This is a genomic window from Pirellulaceae bacterium (assembly GCA_019636385.1).
In the GTDB taxonomy this organism is placed as follows: Bacteria; Planctomycetota; Planctomycetia; order Pirellulales; family Pirellulaceae; genus Aureliella.
The window spans coordinates 820907-840073 of the sequence record JAHBXT010000001.1 but is presented as its reverse complement, the minus strand read 5'-3'; the positions used below and the strand labels follow the sequence as shown (position 1 = coordinate 840073).

Here is a 19167-nt window from a genome sequence, read left to right as displayed (position 1 = left end):
CATTAGGGATGCTGGGCTGAATAGATGACCAGACAGCGCTCGTGTTGTTGGATCAGGTGGTTTAATTGGCTCGGCTGTTCTAAATGCGCCAGCCCGATGTTTTCAATGGCGTGACGAGGTAATCGGGATACTAGATAGACATGGTGATCGCGAGCCATGTCACATACGATGCTAGCGGCCAAGGCGTCGTTGGCATTGTCGCGGGCTAACCTGCTCAGTATCTGCTGTGGATCGGATTGTCCGGCACTCAAGCGTTGCAGAGCCGCGCCTGGCTTCTGCCGCAAGTCGGTACATAGCACAATCGAGCCCCCGACTGAGCACCTTTGGGCTGCATTGTGCAGCGCGCGGGCCGCATGCGGCCAATCTTGTTGGCAACCGTCAACAACGGCAATAACCAGTTCACTGCTGGTCGCTTCTGCATGAGCACTCTCCAGGCGGGCTAAGGTCGTTTGTGCAGCAGATTCAAGCGCTGCCGGGCTGCCACACAGCAAGGTGGCCACACTGTCGTTAGCGGCGGGGATGACTTGAATGCCACACAGGATGCCTAGCCACCAAGCGGCCTGGTCGGCTTGCTGTTGTAACCGCATTCGTTGCGCTGGCTGCGATAGAGCTTCGTAATTCAAGAAATGTCCCAATGTCTGACGATTGGAGAACAATGGGTAGATTCCAAAGGCTCCCAGATAGTCGATGGTCCGCATCGACCGGGCGCAACTGATCGGGATGACCACATCGGCGTCTACTAATCTGCGCTGAACGTAGATGGCTTCGGCTGCGTCATTGGCGGCTACATAGCTGATGCTCTGCGGATCGTCGGGGTCATGCGGATGCAAATCCACACCAGACAATCCCAGCCTGTCCAAGCCTTCTTGTATCGCATCCTTTCGGCTATCGTCTGCGGACAGAACGATCGAAAGATTCTGAGGCTCAGTACCGTGCTCAATCAACCAACGCGCGATCTGAGGAATGACGGCAGATGAAGCCGACGTGGCCGGATCGACGGCTAGAGCTACTGTGTCGCCCGAGACAACTGCTTGGTCGAGCGCCGGAAAATCGAGCGGCTGCGATAACGCCTGATCCACGGCATCCGCCAGGTCGCTCACAGGAGTGGCATTTCGCTGAATGCTAGCAACCCGCTGGCCGTGAATTTCCCAGTGCTGCGATCCAAATCGGAGAGGCAAAAGTTCTACCGCTGAAGGTTCCATATTGGCGATTCAACTTCTGATGTCGCGTGGTGGAGTCGTATGATCTGCTAACCGTTACAGATCAAGCATTGCCGCCATCGCAACGACTTTGCTAAGACTTTATCAGTTTATCAGTTCGACCACGTAATTGCCGACTCAGCTGTCGGTTTGGCTCGCTTATTCCGCCGAAAATTGTCGCATGTTTCATCGACTCAGATATTCGACCTGTCAACGATTGTCGGCACTGGTGGCACTCAACTGGGTACTGTGGTTCGTGGTAGGTTGCGACACTAGCCGTCCTCAAGCGGCAGTTCAGCCTAGAGAAGCATCGCATACCACGGGTCGCTTGGTCAGCAAACCAGTCACACCGCGAGAGATTCTTGAACAAACCGTGCATAGCTACCGTTCGCTGCGCAGCTATCAAGATCAAGCTCGAGTTGAACTGCATTACCATTACGATGGCACTCCGGCGGTAGACCATGCACCACTGAGTGTGGCTTGGGAGAAGGGTGGCTCGATCGGTCTGCGCGCCTACACCGTAACTGCGGGGCCCACCCAGTCAGATCGCTGGCATTTGACGCTTGGCGAGAATCATCCGGAGGTCGCTGGGCAGATCTTGAGCCGCCGTCGGTCTACACCCGCAGAACTGTCTTGGTTGCTAGACGAGCCGCTAGTGGCTTCCGCCTTGGCGTCCGGCCTAGCAGGCTGGCCGCCACAGCTTGATTTACTGTTCGGCGATCGGCCGTTGGAAGCACTGGTTGGCAATCAGTCAAACGTTGCGCTGCGTGGGACCGAACTGATCGATGGGCAGGAGTGCTATCGCATTGAAATCCACCAGCGTTCCCAGACGTACAAAATGTGGATCGTTTGCGACAGTCTGTTGATTCGACGTCTGGAGCTGCCATCGGAGAGCTTGCCGAGTGAGATACTTTCCAACAGTCGAGTCAGTCAGGTGCGACTGACCATCGATCTGGCCGGCATACGGATCAATCAAGGGGTGAATTGGAAAACTTTTCAAGTGCCTCAGCACTCTGATCGTATTCGCCTGAGTCGATTCGTGCCCGAGCCGCCCGAGTGGGATGTGCGCGGACTGGGGGTGAGTTCTCCAGCGTTTCGCTTGCGCGATCACCACGGAAACATAGGCTACAGTTCGATGCCAACCGAGCCGCGCAAGGCGACCGTATTGATTTGGTTAGCCGATCATCCTGGCTGTCGAGCTGCCGCACAGCAAGTGCAATTGGCCATCGCAGAACTCAAGTCACTCGGAATTGGAGAACGCGACCTTGAGGTTGTTTCGGTGTGGGCAGAACCTCAACCACCCGCGAATATGAGCTTTGCCGAACTTCAACAGCAGTGGCAATTGCCTGGCCGACTGGTCGTTGACCGCGAGGCGGCTGGCCGCGATCTGTTTCAGATTGAAGAAGCCCCGACGGTGATTGTGTTGGATGCCGACAGCCGATTGCAACTACGCCAGGTTCGTACCGATCCACTGCTCGATCATGCACTGGCACCGATACTTGAGCGAATTGTGCGCGGGACAGATATGGCTGAACAGATGCGACAAGCCAACGCTCACTCGCAGCTCCGATTTCAAGCCGAGTTGGCGATGGCTGCGGCATCAGATCGCCTGGCGACTCAGCCCACACTGCCCGACTCGTACCCGCCTGGGAATATGCAATTGACCCCTGTAGCCAGTCAATCGTATCACGGCCGCATTGCTTGTTTGGCCCAAGACGCCGGACAATCACCTTGGTTACTACTGGCCGATGGAACCTTGTATCAGTTGGACGCACAGTTGCAAACGTTGGCGACATGGGATACCGGCTGGACTTCAACGACAACGGAGCGCGGGCGCTTGTTGCCAGCCAGTGGTAATCGGTATTGCGCCTGGACCACCGAAAGCCTCGATCGCGTCGAAGTTCTTCAGTGTAAGACGAAGCAATCCACGACGTTTGACCTGCCTGCGGGCTCGCGGGCTCGCGACCTACAGTGGCTAAGTGTTCAAGGCTCTAAATCGCCTCGCTTAGCGGTGATCACGACCAACAACAAGATTCTGTTGCTAGACCCCGAGAATCGCCAGCAGCTCAGTGCCGACGTATCGCTGGAGCCAATAGCCATTCTGAATTATTCAACCGCTGCTGGAGCAGAGGCCCGCGACGTCAACGGCTGCGTTGCATTAGCGGATGGTACGGTCCAATCGTTGCATTTCGCCAATCCGCCCCAAAGCTCCGCGGCGGAAGCTCCCATCAGGCGATTGACGTTTGCTCCGCGTAACGGGCCATGGCTCAGCCACCCAGGCAGCGACGGCAATCTGACTCTGGCAATCGGATCGCTAGGTCAGGAACTGCCGGCAGCGTTCTTGCTCGATCATCGGCTTCAGCAACAGTGGCAGCATTACCTGCCGATTGCATTGTTAAGCGAACGAGCCAAGCCTCAATTGGCCTGTGCGTCAGCGCCACAAACTGGTGCCGCCGTGTGGGCATTGTTGGACAGCAGCGGCATAATTCACCTATTTCGTAGCGATGCCAGCTGGACAGATCACTTTCGACCTAAGCCGGTCGCTTCAGGAGTGGCCTTGCTACCCTCCGGTGATCGACTGCTATTGATTATTGCCAGTGACGACCAATTGAGCGCGTTTAGACTGGATTGAACAGGGTGCGCTGATTTGCCATCACTCCACCAACTTCGTCGATTGTGATGAAAAAGCGCGGTTAATACCGGTCAAAGCTCATTGGGAACACTAGAAAATCGAAAATCAAGCTGGACGGACGGGCCCGCATTGGAAAGAATTGGACAGCTTGGATGTTCGATGGCTACCGGCCAACGCTAAGGTTCCAGGCCAGTACGCAATTCAGGTAATTGAAGATGTCTCACAAAAATAGCCGCAGTCGCTCACAACGTCGCTATCACGCTGTCGCCGGCCCAGCCGTCCAGCCCGTCAATGAAAAAGATGTGTCCGAACTACTCTCAGGCGGTTCGCCGACTGAGGCTTCGAAGTCGCTCAAGTGGACATCAGGCAAAGCCCACACAGTGCAGCGGAACAACGTGAATTGGGAAGCGGTTATTTGGCTAACGGCTGTGCATTTGGGCGCAATCGCAGCGCCTTGGACGTTCACTTGGTCGGCATTAGCCGTAGTCTTTGTCATGCACTGGATTTGTGGCGGCATTGGAATTTGTTTGGGGTTCCATCGCTTGCTGACTCATGCCAGCTTCAATACCCAAAAGTGGATGCGTCGTACGATCGCCACAATTGGTTGTTTGGCCGGTGAAGGCCCACCCTTGCAATGGGTAGCCAATCACCGACTGCATCATGCTCGTAGCGATCAAGAAGGCGATCCGCACTCACCACACGATGGTGGTTGGTGGAGTCACGTGTTTTGGCTTGCCTATCGCGTAGGTGGACGAGATGCAAGCGAGTTCTATCGCAAGTGGGCTCCAGACCTGTACCAGGACCGCTATATTCGCTCACTGAACTATCTGTTTTTACCGCTAAACATTGGGCTGTCGCTGGTTGTCATGGCTGCCGGTTATGCGGTGGGCGGCTGGTCTCTGGCTGTCAGTTGGTTGGTTTGGGGTGTTGCCGTGCGCATGGTGTTTGTGCTGCATTCGACTTGGTTGGTCAACAGCGCCAGCCACATGTGGGGCTATCGCAACTACCAAACTCGTGATGACAGTCGCAATAACTGGTGGGTAGCTCTGTTGACATACGGCGAGGGCTGGCACAACAACCACCATGCACACCCGCGCATGGCTAAACACGGCCACCGCTGGTGGGAATTTGATGTCACGTTTCTGACAATTCGTCTCATGAAATTGCTCGGCACCGCCTGGGATGTTGTCGATTATCGCAATCGCGGCGAGCGGGCGTAGTCAAGCCCGACAGTCGATGATTGCACCAGCGTCGCACAGGAACAGTTGCGCACATGAGCTCGCTTGGCTCACAGGAACTGTCTGTCCAGTGCCAGCAGATTTGTCGCTGTTGAGGTCTGCTGCAGCAATCGTTAGACTGGGCGCATGGCTAAGCTATGCAGCCAATCGGCGCAACGCGAGAACTCTGCTGACCTATCGATGCTAGGTTGATAGCCCAATAGCGTGCGGGCTTGATCGATGTTGAAGTAATGATCCAAAGCCAATTGCGCTGCCACAAACCGGGTCATGGGCGGCTCCGATGTGCGCCGGAGCGCGCGAAAGACTCCCTCGAATATCGCCCCCAAGCGATAGGCAGTTCTAAAGGAAATGCTGCGTTTAGGGACGGGCAGTCCGGCAGTAGTTAGTATGTGCGAAATCCACTCCCAACAAGCAACAGGCTGTCCGTCGGTGATGAACAAACGCTGACCGTTCAGTCGTTGATCGTTGTCTAGCAGTCGATCCATGGCCAGCAGATGCGCGCGAGCCGCGTTGTCGACGTGCACGACATCGATCAGATTTTGCCCGCTACCTACGCGCATGAGCCGTCCGCTGATGGCTCGCTGGATGACTCGTGGAAATAAATGCGGGTCACCTTGACCCCAAATCAAATGCGGTCGCAATGAACAGGCCATCACCTTGCCTTGCTCTGCCGCTGCCGTGACCGCCTGTTCCGCCAGCGCCTTGGTTTGTGGATAGTGACATAACCACCGTTGTGGATAAGGCTCGGTCTCGTCAGCGCCGGACTGATGACGGCCATCGAATGTGACACTGGGGCTGCTGGTATAGACAAAGGCGTGAACTCCCTGCTCGATTGCGGTACCAAGCAGTACTTGTGTAGCCGCTGTATTGGTTTGGTAGTAGTCTTCCCACCGTCCCCAGACCCCGGCCTTGGCTGCGGTATGTACAACCACGTCGCAGCCTCGGCAAGCGGCAGCGCAGTCGCTGGGATTGGCAACGTCGCCACGCAAAGTCTGCACCCCCAGCCCTCGAAGCTCGGGATAATCACCACGAGCCAGACCGCGCACCGCCATGCCTCGTGCCAACAATTGGCGGCAGATGGCAGCTCCCAAAAATCCGCCATACCCTGTTACTAGTACTTGCGTCGCAGCCACATGATCTCCCGATTCAGGCTGGTTAAACGTTGATTGTCAAACAGTTGGCTCGCCAACTGCCTATGCCAGAATCTCGTTCACGGGACTAGTGGGTTCAACGCCGGTTAGTCGTTGATCTAAGCCTTGGAAAGAATAGTTGAGTCGTTCATGGTCGATTCCCAAACAATGCAAGATGGTGGCGTTAAGATCGTTCACATGCACGGGTCGGTGAGCGATGTTGTAGCTGAAGTCATCGGTCTGACCAACTTCCGTGCCACCTTTAATACCACCACCGGCCAACCAAATCGGAAAACATCGTGGGTGATGGTCGCGACCATAATTCTCGCGGCTCAGGCCACCTTGGCAGTAAACTGTCCTACCGAATTCACCGCCCCACACTACCAAGGTTGAATCGAGCAAGCCGCGTTGTTTGAGGTCTCGCAGTAGAGCTGCTGATGGCTGATCCACGTCGCGACATTGTAGTGGTAGATCGCCGGCAATGTCGCCGTGTTGATCCCAGCCGCGATGCAAGAGCTGGACGATGCGCACTCCGCGTTCGATCAATCGCCGAGCCAGCAGCGTGCTAGCTGCAAATGATCCCGGACGGTTCACATCGGGCCCGTACATCTCTAGTGTTTCAGCCGATTCGTCTGCGAAGTTGGTAAGCTCCGGTACGCTATGCTGCATCCGAAAAGCCATCTCATATTGCGCAATTCGCGTCTGAATTTCTGGATCGCCAATCTCCTCGAAGCGGTATTGGTTCAGCCGTGCCAAGGAATCCAACATGCGGCGGCGATGCTGACTATCCACTCCCGGAGGATTAGGCAAATACAACACGGGATCGCCAGCGCTACGCAGCGCCACACCGTTGAATCGCGTAGGCAGAAAGCCGCTGCTCCACATGCGCGTAAACAGAGCTTGAGCTGCCGCTCGTGAAGACCAGCTGGGCGTCAAGACCACAAAGGCGGGTAGATCGTTACTTTCGCTACCCAGGCCATAGGCGAGCCAACTGCCCAGACTAGCTTTGCCCGGCACCTCGCTACCAGTCATTACGAACGTACACGCCGGATCGTGATTGATGGCATTGGTATGCACTGACTTGACCAGTGCGATATCATCCACACACTGTGCCGTGTAGGGCAATAACTCGCTGACCCAACGACCGCACTGTCCGTGTTGAGTAAACTTGAATTTGCTTGGTGCCACTGGCAGCCGTTTCTGACCGCTGGTCATGGTCGTTATTCGCTGCCCCAAACGGATGGAGTCCGGCAGGTCTTTGTCGAATTGCTCGTCCAAGCCCGGTTTGTAGTCCCAAGTGTCCAGTTGCGAGGGGCCGCCATTCATGTGTAGGTAGATCACCGCTTTCGCCCGTGGCGCAAAGTGAGGTAATCCGGGCAGTGGCGGATTCATGCGCCCTGCCGACGCAGGCAGTTGTTCGGCCTGGCCGATACGCGACCGGAGTCCAGCCGCCGCCAACGCTGCTGCCCCTAAGCGTAGGCCACTACCGGCAAAAAACTGACGGCGCGTCAGCCACAACTGGTGTTCAAGTCTTGGGTCCATAGCTGAATCTATCTCAAGTCAATGAAAACGGATAATTGCTATCGCGACTCTGGCAACTGCTGAACGCACACCGCAGTCAACTTGTGTGCCGTTTCGCCATTGGCAGCGTCAATTGCGAGTCACCGTCTCGTCCAAATTAAAAATCAAATTGGCCAACAGGGTATACGATGCCAATTGCGTGGCCGGCAAATGTTCAGGCGGAGCAGCTTGTCCAAAGTGAATCAACTCAGCCGCCTGTGGCGGGTGCTCCGCAAACCGCTGTTCGAACTCAGCCAACAACTGTGCCAGTTCAGCTTGCTCGCGCTCGTCGGGAAATCGAGCCAGTGCGAGGCGAAACATCATGTCGATCCGGTCAGCGGTCTGCGGCGCAGCATACTGCAGTACGCGAGTTGCCAGTTGCCGAGCGGCCTCGACATGCTGCACATCGTTCATGAGTTGCAATGCCTGTAGCGGTGTGTTACTGCGCTGCCGGCGGGTACAAAACATTTCGCGGCTGGGTGCATCGAAATTCGCCATGAATGGTGGTGGCGCGGTGCGTTTGACAAACGCGTATAAGCTGCGGCGATAGATGTCGTTGCCGCGATCACGTAGGTAATAGCGAGTATTGCTGTTGGCATATCCCACCGGCTCCCAAATATTCGGTGGCTGGTAGGTCAAAAAGCCCGGTCCGCCCAGCTTCAAATTGATCAGTCCACTGGCCGCCAACGACAAATCGCGAATCTGCTCCGCCTCAAGTCGCACGCGCGGGCCACGGGCCAACCAGCGATTGTCGGGGTCTTGTTGCCAGCGAACCGCATCGGCGCTGGACGATTGTCGAAAGGTCGCAGACAGGACCAGCGTTCGCATCAGCCGTTTGACATCCCAATGGCTATCGCGAAAATCGGCAGCCAGCCAATCGAGCAACTGCGGATGCGAAGGTGCTGCGCCCTGCATCCCGAAATCGTCGGAGGTGCTGACCAGTCCAGTCCCAAATACCTGTTGCCAAAAGCGATTGACGGTTACGCGGGCTGTCAGCGGGTGATCGTCGCGCATCAGCCATTGTGCCAAATCCAGTCGCGTCAGCCGTCGCGCCTGAGCCGTCTCGCCCATCGGAGGCATACAGCCTGGAGTGCCTGGCTGTACCGGGTCGCCAGGTTGGTTGTACTGTCCACGCAGCATAATGTGCGCTTGCAGGGGCTCAGCCAACTCGCCAGAGATGATGGTGCCTGGGATGGCACTTTCTAGCGATCGACGAGCTTCGTTCAGCCGCTGCCACGTGGCTCGAGCCCGAGCCACGTGGCTGGGAACATCACGGGCGATGTGCTTGATGAACTGCGTGCGAATCTGAAATTCGATTCCTTGGCTGTCGCCATCGGACTCCACAAGTTTGCCGTCACCAGACGGTGGATCGGCTTTCTTGGGCGGTCGCTTGAGGGCCTCTGCAACAGGCCCTGGAACAACCGGAACATCCTTGCCCTTTACGAAGTTTAGCCAGGCGGACAACTGGTGGCGCGGATCGTCCTCCGCTGGTCCACTGCCGCGAATGCCCACGGCATCCCACCATACAATGCCACCAAACTGAGCCAACGTAATCGACTGGATGGTCGTGCCCGGCTCGATATTCAGTTGCTCAGCACCGACTTCAATGCGCGTCCAGCGACCCGAGGCCGGCAGGTCGCTTAGCCGTACATTGTTATCATCATTAAACGTCCCTTTCCCCAGTGCGGACACATCCCCCATAGCGTAGCGCCGCGAGCCGCGCTGGGTGACCAATTCAATCATCACGGCCCGTGGCGGATGCAGATCGTCCACGCGAATCCAAAATTCCAATAGCGGATTCTGAGGTATGACTCGCGGAACCAGGCCACCATTGATCTTCTGATCATGTAAGTCACCATACGACATTACCAGACTGCGATTACCCAAGGGCGGAGCTAGCTCCTCAGCGGAAACCCAATGTTCAGCATTGCGGGATGTGTTACTGCCTGAGGAACCCAACGGCAAATTGTCATCCAGCCATACATCGTACACAGGCCTCACCGGCGCCTGGGCGCGCGCGGCTTGCCAGCTTTCCCACTGGCTGGCTGCATCGGCGGCGTGTCGTTGCAATTCGCTGTCAGCCGCTTCGATCGCCAAACGCAGCCGCTCCAGCTCCGCCTTTTGCTCGGCAGTCGCCAGCGATAAGTAGGGAGGTGTAAACTCGATGTTGCCGTCCATGGGAGGATCTGACATCGAGTAAAAAAACGCATACAAAGAATAGAAATCTCGCATGGATATCGGATCATACTTGTGATCGTGACAGACAGCGCAGCCACCGGTGATTCCCATCCACGCCTGAAACGTGGTCGTTGCGCGATCGACGGCGTACCGAAATCGAAACTCGTCATCGATGGCACCACCTTCACCCGTGGTTACGTTGCAGCGATTAAACCCACTGGCAATCATCTGACCTTGAGAAGGCTCTGGCAGCAGATCACCTGCTAACTGTTGAATAGTGAATTGATCAAACGGCAGATTGCTGTTGAAGGCCTGTACGACCCAATCGCGATAAGCCCAGATTTGACGTACGTTGTCCAAGTGCAAGCCGTGCGTATCGCCGTAGCGGGCAACGTCCAACCAATGTCGAGCCATCTCTTCGCCGTAGTGTGGCGAATCCAAATAGCGATCGACCATCCGCTGGTAAGCGTCGGAGGACGAATCACTCAAATAGGTATCCAGCTCCTGGAGAGTAGGCGGCAGGCCAGTCAGCGTTAGAGCAACGCGACGTATCAATGTTTCGCGGGAAGCTTCCTCCAGCGGATGGGTACCACTGCCCAGTTGCGTTGTCAGCACGAAACGATCGACTGGATTGGATTGCCAGGCTGGCCAGCGCTGATCGGTGGCGGGGGGGGCTGGTTTGGCGATGGGCTCCAGCGACCAATGGCCTTGATACTTGGCCCCGGCTGCAAGCCAGCGCTGCAGCAGACTCTTTTCTTCATCGGTCAATTGTCGCTGTTGGTCGGCCGGCGGCATCACGGCCTCTGGATCGCTGCTGGTAACGCGCTTCCAGAATTCGCTTTCCAGCGGCTGCTCGGCATCAAGCACGGTCGCAGCCGTCTGCGCCGTATCCAAACGCAGTTCGGCTTGCCGCGTCGCCTGATCAAAGCCGTGACACTTAAAACACGCCGCGCTCAAGATCGGCCGAATGTCGCGGCTAAACTGAATCTCCGGTTCTTCAGCCCGGGCACCACTTAGGCTCGACCAAAACACAGCGCCAAGAATGCTGACTGGCCAAAAAAACAAGGCAATCCTGAATTGAAATCTCATCTGAACAGCCCAACATGGTCGCGTAGCCGGAGTCGCATCTTGGCTGCTCCGGTGGGGATGAATTTTGCGGCTTTACCCAGTATACCAGCTCGCCCCCGTCCGCGCGACCTTAACGGTTCGACTGCTGCCGGTGTTTCAGAGAAAAATAGATCGCTGGTGCTGACCGTTCCCTGTCGGAGTCACATCGGCCACCACAGTACACCGACGGACGGGGTAGCGTATCCTCGAAAACATGGGTCACCAAGCCGGGTTTGATTATCGCGTTTAGCCTTTAGACCGCTGCGGCAATCCAAGAAGCTGACCATCGGCAGATTCGACTGGGGTGGCTCCGAGAACGATTTCGAAATGAGCTGACAACTCTTGAATCTTTGAATCGGCGATGGGTGTAAAGTCAATGGTCACGTTTTTGCGAGCCTGATCGTCTTTGATCGACCGATACAGGCCGTCCTTCAAGTTCTGTTCGTAGCCGCTGACGAACATTTGTGTGGTGAGGATCCGCTGACCGTGCTGACTGACCGCCACATGGATATGCGGCGTTCGACCAGGATACGCTACAGGCTTGATTGTGCGGAAATAATACTGTCCCTTCGAGTCCGTCAAAAAGCGTCCGTAGCCCTGAAAATTTAGGTCGCGCCGGTCCTTGTTGCTGGTGCCGCTGTGCAAGTAAGCTCCATTTTGATCGCACTGCCAGATTTCTACGAAGGCGTTGCGAATTGGAGAGCCGCTGTTACTGAGTACCCTTCCGGTCAGGTGCGTTATCTGGCCGATCGCAGGCGTGATCGAGTCGTTCAGCAACAACAGATCATTGTCGGTATCCAGCGGTAACCGATCGGGATAAAACGGACCTTCGGTGAATTTTGGCGTCTCCGCCAGCTCCTGGGCGAACGCCCCGGCTGCGAACAGACTCGCAGTAGCTCCCGCCATCGTAAGCCATCGACGTCGATGCAAGCTCTCAGATCCGCAGATGCCAGCAGCCAGCACTTGGTCAATTTTCATCGTCGATGCTCCTTGGGCTAGAAACGATGGACACACGGTTGCCATTGAGTCATTGTAGCTGTTTTCGCGACGCGTGTAGCATTTAAAAAGGAACCGTTCTCGCTCACTTGCATTCATCCTGATGGTGGGCTGGCACGGGACGGAATCAGGCAGATTCAAGATTTTCAGACGCTGCCCTTCAGCTTTTAGGAATTCTCCAACATTGACAACGGCCCAGCTTGTCCCACTCGACAATCAATTAGGTGAATTGCATTCATTGCTACCGGTGGGGTGATTCTGGGGCGGCTTGGCTCAGGTGCGACTCGAAAGGGGCGTCCATTTTTGCATCCAAGCTATGCTCGCCAGTTTATCGGCCTACCGTACACGCCCTACATTAGGGTGATTTTCGTCTGGCTGGCGTTGAGGTTGCTATAGTTGCGGGTCCTGAGTTTTGATAAGGTCCGGCGTTGACATGGCCTTCAAGATCGCCGTTGATAGCGTAAGGCACAACCCGCCGCGTGAGTGAGGGGCGATCAGAGCCCCGTGCTAAAACAGCGGGTTAAGAGATCGCGCACTTGGCGAGTCGTGAAATCGTTCAGACAAATACTATGCATAGTCGCTTGCTTATCGCAGTACTTCTTGTCGCAACCACAGGCTGCCATGATGGCATCCTGTACCAAATGAAACGCGCTAATCCATACTATCGTGCGGAATGGAAACGCGATCAGAAATTGGGCACGACTTTTGTGCAACGACAGAATGAATTGAAGCTGCTGAGCAGCTCAATAGCTTCCATGTCTCCCGAACAGCAGGCCGAGTGGTCCGGTAGGTTGGAACAGCTGATTGCCCACGATCCCAGTGCGGAAATGCGTGCCGAAGCGGTTCGCATTATCGCGAAGATTCCCGGCGAGTCGACGCTGCGAGCTCTGAACATGGCTTCAACAGATAAATCGGAGAAGGTCCGCCTGGTGGCCTGTCAAGCTTGGCGTGACGTGGGTGGTGATGCCGCTAAGGACATGTTGCTAACACTGGTGAACAATTCCAACGAGGGTGTCAACGTCAGGCAGACGGCCATTGAAAGTCTGTCCGCCTTCGATTCTGAAGAGGTCCGCCAAACGTTGACCCGGTTGCTGGACGATCGCAATCCGGCGATCCAATACCATACGGTTCAAAGCCTGAGGAAAATGACGGGGCGCGACTACGAAGGGGATCTCCAGGCGTGGAAGGACTACATGCAAGGGCAAGATGTTCCCGAACCTGCTGGATCGATCGCTAAAACCTTGAGTGATTTCTTGCCCATTAAACGCTAAAGTCGCATGGGCCTCGCGCCGAATGGTCTATCAAGCTGCAGACGATAGAATGATATAGCGGCCAGCGCAAGTTATGTTGCCAGTCTAGTATGAACACGCACGCACTACTGTAAGCTTGCGCGGGTTCGACTGTGGTATCTGCTGGTCCAGGAGTGGGTGTGGACGCTTTCACCATCGTTTGTGCGACTTGCCAAAGCCGAATTCGCGTGCGGCGTGCGGAGCTGGTTGGCCAATTGGCGAATTGTCCGAAATGTGGCTCGATCGTGCAGATCTCAGCACCTCAGCAAGTGCATGTCCAGCCCGGAACGAGACCACCGGTCGATTCTGTGGCCATGACGCAGGAAGATCTGCTGTCCCATCCAGTTGCCATGCCTTCCCACGAGACGCCAGCTGTCGAGCAGTCTGATACAGGTCAGGATGCAGTCCCGGATAGGTTTGTCGCACTGCAACCTGCCGATCCTTTCGAACCAGCTGAGGCGGTCTCACCAGATTTTTATGGGAGCAGTTCGAGCTGGAATATTCCCAGCCGCGCGAATCCCACGGACAGTTGGACCAGCCCGCATACAAATCGAACGCGCCAGTTCGTTCTGGTCGGATTTTTGGGAGCCACCAGTTTGGTCGCTGCGGCAGCGCTGTTTATCGTGTTCTTGCGCTGGTATGGCACCCCAACCCCTTCTGACGTCCCAGTAGCTCAGGCGTTGCTTGAGCAGCGGCTTCCTGCCGCCACATCCAACCCCGAGACTGATGCTGACTCTGAAATCGAACCAGACCCTCGTTCCCTTGCAGCCGAAAACGAAGTCAATGCCACGGCTGTCGACGAGCCCAGTACTGAAGAAGACTCGATTGTCGTCAACGATCCGCCGTCAGCAGATACAGTTCAGGATGCAAGTGACGTCGATTCCGCGCCGTCCGAACCCAGCCTGCAGCCGCCTTTGGATCCTGTGGTTAACGACGCCCTACCAGACGCTGAGCCACCTAATGCTGCTGGCGGTGCAATTGCGGTTGAGCAACCCAAGGTAGAGTTGCCGAAGCGATTGCAGGAGTTGTACAACTTGATTGGCCAACCCATGGAGATCACGATTCCCCAGCAATTGGTTGTTCCAGATCGAGCGCCCGTTACGGCAGAAGAACTCGGTCTCAGTAGCCAGCGCGTCGACCGGTCGCTGCCACCGGTGGATTTGCATGTTGTCGCTAGTCAGCGCGAATTGCGTGGACTACGGCTGGACAAGGTCAGTTTGTCGCGGGCCGCGAACGTGTGGAGTTTGGTAACCGGCATTCCCACGGTCGTCGATTTACAATCGCTCTCTGCGGCAGGTCTGGATCGCAACGCCACGATTGATCTGCGACTGCAATCTGTGATGGCCGATAAGGCTGCCGAGCAACTGGCTTTGGCGGCAGGTCTAAAGATTCAAGCTATTGAGAACCGCTTTTGGCGACTGTATGCACCCGCGCCCGACGCCCAGCGGCTTCCCTGGCAAATGACCATTGAAGACCTGCTGCCCCAGCCCGATGAGCATGACTGGTTAGTGACCGCGCTGGAGCGACTATTGCCTGGGCTTAAGGGCGCAATGGCCGTGGTCGCTGGTGAACTGGTGTGCGAAGCAGGCAAGTGCGATGTACGAGACTGGTTTGCGGCCCTCCGTCTCTTGGAGAATTGGCGTAGCCTATCGCGCAAGCCGAGCCAACTGTCGCAGTACGAACCAAATATACTGCAAGCTCCGCTGACCACCGCCAAGCTATTACCCGGTCTAGAGCGCGAGCTGACCGAAAAGAATGTCGCGCAACGTCCGCTGGCCAGTTTTCTGAATTTGATCTGTACTCAAGCTGAAATAAACTGTTGGGTAGATTGGCCAGCTCTGGCCGAAACGGGCCTGGGGCCTCACACCGCCATCAGCAGCGTGACCTACAAACGCCGGTTGGCTGCCGTGCTGAAAGAGTTAGAATTCGAATACGGTGTGGTAGTGGCCCTAATTGACTCGCAAACTGTGTGGCTGACGAGTCCCGCGGTTTATCGGCAGTCTGCCGGGCTATTTGTACTGCCCAGCCAAGGTAAAGATCTGCAGGATTATTGGCTACAGTGGCTCAGACCGCTGACTCCGACCACCCCCACCGGAGTTAGCCAAACTGAAATTCAGTTAAGTCCTGACCAGCAGGTAGTTTTGGTGAAATGCTGCTATCCAAATTTGCAGTTCCGCGATTGATTTCCAATACAGTTGCTACATTTTGCCGTAGCCAATTCCGAATAGTAAATAAGAGCGCTTCAGGTATGATGGTATCCCACTGGACCTTCGTACAGGGTGAAATCCCAAGATGCAATCCAATCTAAACATTAGCCGACACGATCAACAAGCATCCAACGATCGACAAGTGTCCGTTCAGCGCGGGCTGGATCGACATGGTCCGGCACCTGTGCTGCACGGTGAGGAGTGGGCCAATGCACTGACTCATGCTGTCGCGGCCTTGGTCGGGATATTGGGGGCCGTGATTATGGCGCGTGGTGCTGTTGGCCAACCGCTGATGACAAAACTGTGTTGCTTGGCCTTCGTGTTTTCTTCGGTGGCGGTGTTTGTGGCATCGGCCTTGTCGCACCATTGGATACACCACCCGCGTTTGCTGCGTCATCTGCGCGCATGGGATCAAGGGTTGATTTATGTCATGATTTCGGGCACCTACACGCCGATGATCTGGGCTTATTCTGCGCCGTCGGTGCGATCCTGGCTGCTCATGGCGATTTGGATTGCGGCGGCCGTCGGCTTCCATGCCAAGGTGATCGCGCACCATCGCGTTAATTCAATGAGCACAGTCAGCTATCTCATGCTGGGTTGGTTGCCTTCGCTTGGCTTGATCGGCAGGGTACCGGGCGGGCTGCTGGTGTGGATGCTGGTGGGAGGTAGTCTGTATGTGTTAGGCGTGTGGCTGCTGATCAACGACAAGAAGATCAAATATCTCCACGCTGCTTGGCACACCTGCGTCGTAGCCGCTTCCACCTGCCATTTCCTGGGCGTCTATCAGTACGTGGCTCAGGGTGTTTAACCGCGCGGGTATCGCACCGCGTGTCTGCTGTAACCCTCGCTCCCGACACCATCATTCCTTACCTTTACGCCACGACCTGTAGCCAAACTCTCGCCATGGACATTCACGACTACACCGATTTGGTGGAGTTGGACAAGCACAGCCAACTTCACCCGTTCACGAACCTGTCTGACCACCAGCAAACTGGCCCGCTGGTAATGATGCGCGGTCAGGGCACGCGCCTTACCGACCATACTGGCAAAGAGTATCTAGACGCTCTGGCCGGTTTGTGGTGCATGAACGTAGGTTATGGGCGTACCGAGATAGCTCAGGCCGTTGCCGAACAGATCGAGCAGTTAAGTTACTTTCATTCATTCTTGGCAATGGCCAATCAGCCATCGATCGTGCTGGCGGACCGCCTGCTGCAAATCGCTCCTGAGCCGCTTTCAAGAGTGTTCTTCGGATTATCGGGGTCGGATGCCAACGATACGAATATCAAGATCATTTGGCTGTACAACAATTTGCTCGGTCGACCACAAAAGAAAAAGCTCATCGCGCGACGGGGTGGCTATCACGGTACCACCTTGGCCACCTGCAGCTTGAGCGGCCTGCCCCATTTGTACACGGGTTTTGACGTGCCACTGGACATCGATCGCTTTCTACTGGTCACCACACCTAACCACTACCGCTACGCGCAGCCCGGCATGACCGAGCTTGAGTTTTCCGCATATCTGGCAGAGGAATTAGAGCAACTGATTCTTCGCCAAGGTCCAGAAACGGTGGCTGCGTTTTTCGCTGAGCCGGTGATGGGTGCCAGCGGCGTGTTGGTGCCGCCGGAAGGGTATTTCGAAGCGATTGTTCCGGTGCTGCGCAAGTATGAAGTGTTGTTCATTGCCGACGAAGTCATCTGCGGTTTTGGCCGGTTAGGAAGTTGGTTCGGCTCGACGCATTTCGACTTGGCTCCTGACATGATGACATTGGCCAAAGGGCTTACCAGCGGCTATCAGCCCATGTCTGCATCGCTGGTCAGCCAAGAGATTTGGCAGGTCCTGCAGCGCGCCCCGACTCCGTTTAGCCATGGATTTACCTATTCATCGCACCCGGCGTCCGCCGCAGCGGCGCTGGCCAACTTAGATATTTTAGAGAGTGAGAATCTGATTGAGCGCGCGCAAACCGTTGGCGCTCAACTGCAGCGGCGGTTGCGCGAAGAATTCACTGACCATCCCTTGGTCGGTGAAGTTCGCGGTCTGGGCATGGTGGCCGGCATCGAACTGGTAGCCAACAAGTCCACTAAGGAATCCTTCGATCCGACGGTCGCCGCGCAAGTTCAGGTCTACAAGCAGATGCTGCGTCGCGGTGTGGTAGTGCGCCCTGTGCCAAACGCCCTGGCCATCTCACCGTCGCTGATTTTTACGCTCCAAGAGATCGAAACGCTAGTCGGTGCGCTCAAGGAATCATTGGACGACGTGGCACGACAACTGGCCTCACAAGGATTGTTGAGCTAGTGGCGTATGAACCAATTGCTGAAGTACCTACGCTACTCGATGGGCAATTTTGCCAACACGATTGCGTACAACGTCTTTAGCAATCGCGTCCAGTTCTATTACGTGGATGTACTCGGCCTGAGTGCTGCCACGGCCGGCACGCTGTGGACCATCTTTGGGCTGTGGAACATGGTCAATGATCCCCTGATGGGACAACTGACCGACCGCACTCGCAGCCGCTATGGTCGCCGCATCCCCTATGTGTTGTTCGGAGCGATTCCGTTGGGGCTGTCCTTCTTTTTGCTGTGGACTCCGGTGCAGCAGCCGCCTTGGGTGTTAGCCGCCTATTTCCTGGCGATTCTGTTCATCTTCGACACGTTGTATAGCTTGTTGTTGATCTGTTACAACTCGCTGTTTGTCGAAGTAGCCCCGACGGTGCGTCAGCGTGTTGATTTGGCAATGGTCCGCGAAATCATCGCTACCGTTGCCCTGTTGGCATCGTTTATTCTGGCTCCCATCTTGGCTGAGAATGTAGGCTACGTGTGGATGGGCGCGTCCATGGGTGGACTGGTTTCGGTGGGCTACTTGGTCTCTGTTGTTGGAGTTCGCGAGCGACCTCTGGATCATGCCGAGACACAAGTTGGTTTATTGTCTGGCCTGCGGATCGCCTTGTCGTCAATTGCATTTCGGTGGTATCTGGGAGCCGCGATTGCCAAAGAATACATCTGGTTGACACTGGCTGCCATGCTGCCCTTTTGGCGCAAGTATGCCATTGATATTCAGTCGCCGATTTCGATCTGGGGGTTAGAACTAGGCCCAGGGGACGCGGAGGCCGTGTTGCTCGGCTTGGCGATCGTGATGGCCATTCCCTGTTTGTTTGTGTGGCGTCCCATCGTGCATCGACTGGGATATCGCCTGAGCTGGATACTGGCTTCTCTGGTGTTCATTCCGGGTTTGTTGATGATGATGCTGGCCAGCGACTTCTACACCGGACTGGCCGGTACGCTGCTGACCGCCCCTGGACTGGCTGGATCAATGATCATGCCCTATCCGGTGATTACCGAAGTGATCGACGAAGATGCTCGGCGCGAGCATGGCTATCGCCGTGACGGCATTTTCTTCGGCATGAACGCCGGCATAGCCAAGCTGTCGTTTCCCATTTACGGAATCCTGTTTGCCTGCGTGTTGCCAGTGTCGGGATACATCGAAGGTCAAAGCCTGCAATCACCCACCGCCATTCTTGGCATTCGCTTTTTGATCGGCGGCACCACGATCCTAGCGTCGCTGGTGATGGCCTACTGCATGTGGCGTTATCCACTGGGGCGCAAGCCGTCCCGCGATTTGTAGCGTGGGACATGCG

General features: G+C 55.9%; 12 protein-coding genes. 7 read left to right on the top strand and 5 right to left on the bottom strand.

Features of this window, described 5'->3' with window-relative positions; translation table 11 throughout:
* Positions 1-2: 2 nt before the first annotated feature.
* Entirely contained in the window at positions 3-1202 is a 1200-nt protein-coding gene (locus KF752_03270; GenBank protein MBX3420557.1) for a DUF2088 domain-containing protein, read from the bottom strand.
* Positions 1203-1380: 178 nt separating this feature from the next.
* Here KF752_03270 and KF752_03265 point away from each other — a divergent pair, with 178 nt between their 5' ends.
* Both KF752_03265 and KF752_03260 read left to right on the top strand, forming a co-directional pair.
* Complete coding sequence (locus tag KF752_03265; GenBank protein ID MBX3420556.1) at positions 1381-3831, top strand: hypothetical protein; 2451 nt, start codon at positions 1381-1383, stop codon at positions 3829-3831.
* A 215-nt stretch (positions 3832-4046) separates the two neighbouring features.
* Positions 4047-5051 carry a fatty acid desaturase gene (locus tag KF752_03260; GenBank protein MBX3420555.1) on the top strand — a complete coding sequence of 335 codons (1005 nt, stop codon included), beginning with the start codon at positions 4047-4049 and terminating at the stop codon, positions 5049-5051.
* Positions 5052-5182: 131 nt separating this feature from the next.
* Here the strand turns inward: KF752_03260 and KF752_03255 are convergent, their stop codons facing one another.
* The 4 genes from KF752_03255 to KF752_03240 all read right to left on the bottom strand — a co-directional run bounded on the left by KF752_03255 (position 5183) and on the right by KF752_03240 (position 11950).
* Entirely contained in the window at positions 5183-6202 is a 1020-nt protein-coding gene (locus tag KF752_03255; GenBank protein ID MBX3420554.1) for an NAD-dependent epimerase/dehydratase family protein, read from the bottom strand.
* Between the two features lie 60 nt (positions 6203-6262).
* On the bottom strand, positions 6263-7741 hold the full coding sequence (locus KF752_03250; protein MBX3420553.1) for a DUF1501 domain-containing protein: 1479 nt from the start codon (positions 7739-7741) through the stop codon (positions 6263-6265).
* A gap of 108 nt (positions 7742-7849) precedes the next feature.
* Entirely contained in the window at positions 7850-11002 is a 3153-nt protein-coding gene (locus KF752_03245) for a PSD1 domain-containing protein (protein MBX3420552.1), read from the bottom strand.
* Positions 11003-11290: 288 nt separating this feature from the next.
* The gene (locus KF752_03240) at positions 11291-11950 is read right to left on the bottom strand and encodes an intradiol ring-cleavage dioxygenase (protein ID MBX3420551.1); all 660 of its coding nucleotides are present in this window, start codon (positions 11948-11950) and stop codon (positions 11291-11293) included.
* A 659-nt stretch (positions 11951-12609) separates the two neighbouring features.
* Between KF752_03240 and KF752_03235 the strand changes: the two genes are divergently transcribed.
* From KF752_03235 to KF752_03215, 5 genes are all read left to right on the top strand, one after another.
* Entirely contained in the window at positions 12610-13311 is a 702-nt protein-coding gene (locus KF752_03235) for a HEAT repeat domain-containing protein (GenBank protein MBX3420550.1), read from the top strand.
* A 263-nt stretch (positions 13312-13574) separates the two neighbouring features.
* On the top strand, positions 13575-15512 hold the full coding sequence (locus KF752_03230; GenBank protein ID MBX3420549.1) for a hypothetical protein: 1938 nt from the start codon (positions 13575-13577) through the stop codon (positions 15510-15512).
* A gap of 109 nt (positions 15513-15621) precedes the next feature.
* A complete protein-coding gene (locus KF752_03225; GenBank protein MBX3420548.1) occupies positions 15622-16344 on the top strand; it encodes a hemolysin III family protein in 723 nt (240 codons plus the stop codon).
* Positions 16345-16364: 20 nt separating this feature from the next.
* A complete protein-coding gene (locus KF752_03220; protein ID MBX3420547.1) occupies positions 16365-17828 on the top strand; it encodes an aminotransferase class III-fold pyridoxal phosphate-dependent enzyme in 1464 nt (487 codons plus the stop codon).
* A 6-nt stretch (positions 17829-17834) separates the two neighbouring features.
* The gene (locus KF752_03215; GenBank protein ID MBX3420546.1) at positions 17835-19154 is read left to right on the top strand and encodes an MFS transporter; all 1320 of its coding nucleotides are present in this window, start codon (positions 17835-17837) and stop codon (positions 19152-19154) included.
* Positions 19155-19167: the final 13 nt, after the last annotated feature.